The sequence below is a fragment of the Micromonospora sp. NPDC023633 genome (genome assembly GCF_040640035.1).
GTDB lineage: Bacteria > Actinomycetota > Actinomycetes > Mycobacteriales > Micromonosporaceae > Micromonospora.
On sequence record NZ_JBFABB010000246.1, the window covers coordinates 1 to 3,953 of the forward strand.

Here is a 3,953-nt window from a genome sequence, read left to right on the forward strand (position 1 = left end):
GCTACGGCGACCACCTATATCTACACATAGCACATAACCCTCTTTCCCACCACGACGCTCTTCCGATGAGGTCCAGGACCGAGGGCGCGCCGCGCAGCGCGGCGACCACGGCGTTGACGGCCTCCCGGCCGGCCGGGGCGGCCAGCCAGTCCCGCTGGGCCACGGCGAGTTCCGCCGGGCCGGTCGCCGGACCGGCCGGCCACGGGGGTCGCGCCCCGGCGCCCGCCGCCTCGCTGCCGTAGGCGCGGCCCAGGTCCCGCACGATGACGCTGAACGACCAGTCGTCGCAGACGATGTGGTGGGCGACCAGGAGCAGCGCCCGCCCGTCGTCGGCGGCGACCAGCCGGGCGCGCAGCAGCGGGCCGGCGGCGAGGTCCATCGGGGTACGCGCCTCGGCGGCGGCGAGCTGGTCGAGCTGCGCGCCGAGCGGCACCCCGGGACGGGGCGGGGCGACGACCATCGGCAGGTCGAGGTCGTCCCGGACCCGCTGCACCGGGCCGTCCGGGGTCGACGGGAAGACGGTGCGCAGCGCCGGATGCCGGGCCACCACGCGGCGCAGCGCCCGGCCGAGCGCCTCCGGGTCGGTCCCCGCCGGCAGCCGGATCGCGAACGACACCAGGTAGGAGGTGTCGGCCGGGTCGAGCTGGTGCAGGAACCACAGCCGGGTCTGCGCGGCGGAGAGCGGGGCGTTGTCCACGGGCGCGACCGGGCGCGTACCGCCCGCCGGTGGGCGCCCCGGCCCGTTGGCGGGAGCGGCCCCGGCCGTCGCCGCGTCGGCGGTCGCGGTCTCTGTGGCGGGCCCGGCGGCGGCTCCGGTGGGTCCGGCGGCTTGGCGCAGGTCGTCGAGGTGGCCGGCGAGGGCCGCCACCGTGGCGTGCGTGAACAGCGCCGCCGGAGCGACCGGCAGGCCCGTCACGGCGGCGAGCCGGGTGGCGCAGCGCACGGCCAGCAGGGAATCGCCGCCGAGGGCGAGGAAGTCGGCGTCCGCCCGGCCCACGGGCAGGCCGAGCACGTCCCGCCAGACGGCGGCGACCGTGGCGGCGGAGCCGGCGAGCGGCGCACCGTCGGCGTCGGTCGCGGCGACGGCGACGGCGACCTCCGGGGCGGGCAGCGCCGCCCGGTCCACCTTGCCGTTGGGGGTGGTCGGCAACCGGTCCAGCCAGACGACGGCGGACGGCACGAGCGGGGCGGGGACCGTCTCCCGCAGCAGTTCCCGCGCGTCGTCGCGGCGCTCGCCGACGAGGTAGCCGACCAGCAGCGGGTCGCCGCTCGGCCCGGTCCGCACCGCGGCGGTCGCCTCGCGGACGCCGGGCAGGGCGGCCAGCCGCGCGGCCACCTCGCCCAGCTCGATGCGGTATCCGCGCAGCTTCACCTGGTCGTCGAGCCGGCCGAGGAACTGCAGTTGCCCGTCCGGGCGCAGCCGGACCCGGTCGCCGGTGCGGTACATCCGCTCCCCCGGGCGGAACGGGTCGGGCAGGAAGCGCGCGCGGGTCTCCTCCGGCCGGTTGAGGTATCCCCGGGCCAGCCCGGCGCCGGCCAGGTACAACTCTCCCGGCTCTCCGGGCGGCACCGGCCGGCCGTCCGGGTCGAGCAGGTAGACGCGGGTGTGCGGCAGGGGACGGCCGATCGGCGGGTCTCCCCCGTCGGCCGGCACCTCCGCCCACGTCGAGTAGGTGGTGTCCTCGGACGGCCCGTAGAGGTTGCAGAGCCGGCGTACGTGCGGCCGGGCGAGCACCCGGGCGGCGAGCGCGGCAGTCAACGGCTCGCCGGCGAGGCAGACGGTGCGGACGCCTTCCGGCAGCGCGCCGGCCGCGAGCAGCTCGCTCATCGCCGACGGCACGGTGTTGACCAGGGCGACGGGCAGCCGGCCGGCGTCCGGCGCGGCCAGCGCCAGCGCGTCGCGCACGAGCACCACCCGCCCGCCCCAGCAGAGCGGGCCGAAGAGCTCGAAGACGGACAGGTCGAAGCAGACGGACGTGGCGGCGAGCACGCCGCCCAGCTCGACGTCCGTGAAGGTCTCCCGGGTCCAGTGCATGAGCACGGAGGCCGAGCGGTGCTCGATGGCCACGCCCTTGGGCCGGCCGGTCGAGCCGGAGGTGTAGATGACGTACGCCAGGTCGGACGGGTCGGCGGGCAGGTCGGGCCGAGTCGCCGGCCGGGCGTCGAGGTCGACGTCGTCGAGCCGGAGCGCGGCGTCGGCGAACCGGTCGGCGAGGTCGGCCACCGTCAGCACCAGCCGGGCCCCGGAGTCCTCGGTCATGAAGGCGACCCGGGCGGCCGGGTAGGCCGGGTCCAGCGGCACGTAGCAGGCGCCGGCCTTCAGCACGCCCAGCAGCGCGACCACGAGCCGGGAACTGCGGGGCAGGCAGACGCCGATGCGGTCCCCCCGACGCACCCCCCGGTCGACGAGGAGCGCGGCCACCCGGTTGGCCGCCTCGTCCAGTTGGCCGTAGGTGAGGACCTGCCCGTCGCACCACACGGCGTCGGCGTCCGGGGTTCGGTCGGCCTGGGCCTCGACCATGCGGTGCAGGGTGTCGACGGTGGCCGGGCGGACGTTCGGGCGGGACGGGGTGGACCGGCGGACCGGCCCGGCGGAGCGCGCGGGTGCGCTCACCTCGAACCGCAAACTGGCATGACGCGTCCCACCGAGCACTCCCCCCACTACCTACGGTGATCGGCCGTGCGCCTTGTGCCAGGTCGACGACCGGAGACGATGACACATCGTGACCATGAGCCACCGAGCCATCGCTCTCCGCAGAGAGAGTCCACGACCGCCGATTCCACTGCCAAGATGTCTCTCAGCATTCGGGACGTCGGTGGCGCCTTCGTGGAATCCCAGTTTCGGCCGTTCCCGCGGACGATCAGGCCGCCGCCGGGTGCGCCACCACGGCAGACGGCCCGTCGCGCGATCGGCGGACCAGATCCGAGGGCCGGGCGACTGTCAGGAATCAGGCAGCCTCCCCGGCCGCCGACGCCCGGCCCGCAACCGACGATCCTCACGCGACCGGAGGAAAGCGTTTACCATGAACTTTGCATCGACGAATGTGGATTGCTAGCGGCCTAGACGGGGCGGGCGGGCTCGGGATCCGGATCGACAACCGCGGGGACACCAGCCAGTGGACCCGCAACGTCCGGATCGACAGCGCGTACCTCTCCGGCGCCAGCTCCCACGCGGTCGAGACGTACGGCGTGGACGGGCTGACCATCGGCACCGTCACCGCGCGCGACGTGGGCGAGTCGGGCCTGCTGCTCAACCAGACCGTCAACGCCACGGTCACCACCGTCGACGCCGAGAACGCCGGCGCCGGCACGGGGTACGCCGCCTTCCGGATGGCCAACCGCAACAGGCGCGTCGCTCCGGCTACCCGACCAACGTCCGGGTGGGCACCGTCCGGGCGCGCGGCGGCGGCCGAGGGATCTTCTGCGTCTTCGAGTCCGGCGGCGCCGTCATCGACCGGGTGGACATCGCCGACACCGGCAACAACGCGATCCTGATCGAGAACTGCCAGGGGGTGGACATCGCGGCCGGCGGCGGCACGATCAGCGGCGGCGGCGAGGTGCGGCTGGCCGAGCGCTCCGAGTTCCCCGGCAACCGGGACATCACGCTGCGCAACTTCACCCTGGTGAACAGCCGGATCGTGGAGAACCCCTGCGCGGACAACCTGACCATCAGCAACGTCGGCCTGAGCAACTCCACGATCGCCCGCTGCTGACCGGGCCGGGCCCGGCACGGTCGTCCGGGACCGCTCCGGCCGTCCGGTGGTCCGGTCCGACCGGGCGCCGGATGGTCGGGCGGGGCGCGGACGCCGCGCGGGCGGACCGCGCCCCGCCCTCCCGTCCGGGCGGTCCCGGCCCCGAGGGGGGTGTCCCTATGGGTTTCGTCAAGCGGGGACGGGGCTGGTCGGGCGTGGCTGGTAAGGGATCTTGTCGCGGAGCATGGCGAACAGGACGTC

2 protein-coding genes are annotated in these 3,953 nt (G+C 75.3%); one reads left to right on the forward strand and one right to left on the reverse strand.

Going from position 1 to position 3,953, the window contains the following annotated elements; translation table 11 throughout:
• Window position 1: 1 nt before the first annotated feature.
• Window positions 2-2,614, reverse strand: a complete 2,613-nt coding sequence (locus AB0G13_RS34280) for an amino acid adenylation domain-containing protein (protein WP_357883741.1) — start codon at window positions 2,612-2,614, stop codon at window positions 2-4.
• 766 nt (window positions 2,615-3,380) lie between these two features.
• On the opposite strand from AB0G13_RS34280, the gene AB0G13_RS34285 reads away from it, so the two are divergent.
• Window positions 3,381-3,713: a hypothetical protein gene (locus AB0G13_RS34285; RefSeq protein ID WP_357883744.1), complete on the forward strand. Its 333-nt coding sequence runs from the start codon at window positions 3,381-3,383 to the stop codon at window positions 3,711-3,713.
• Window positions 3,714-3,953 lie beyond the last annotated feature (240 nt).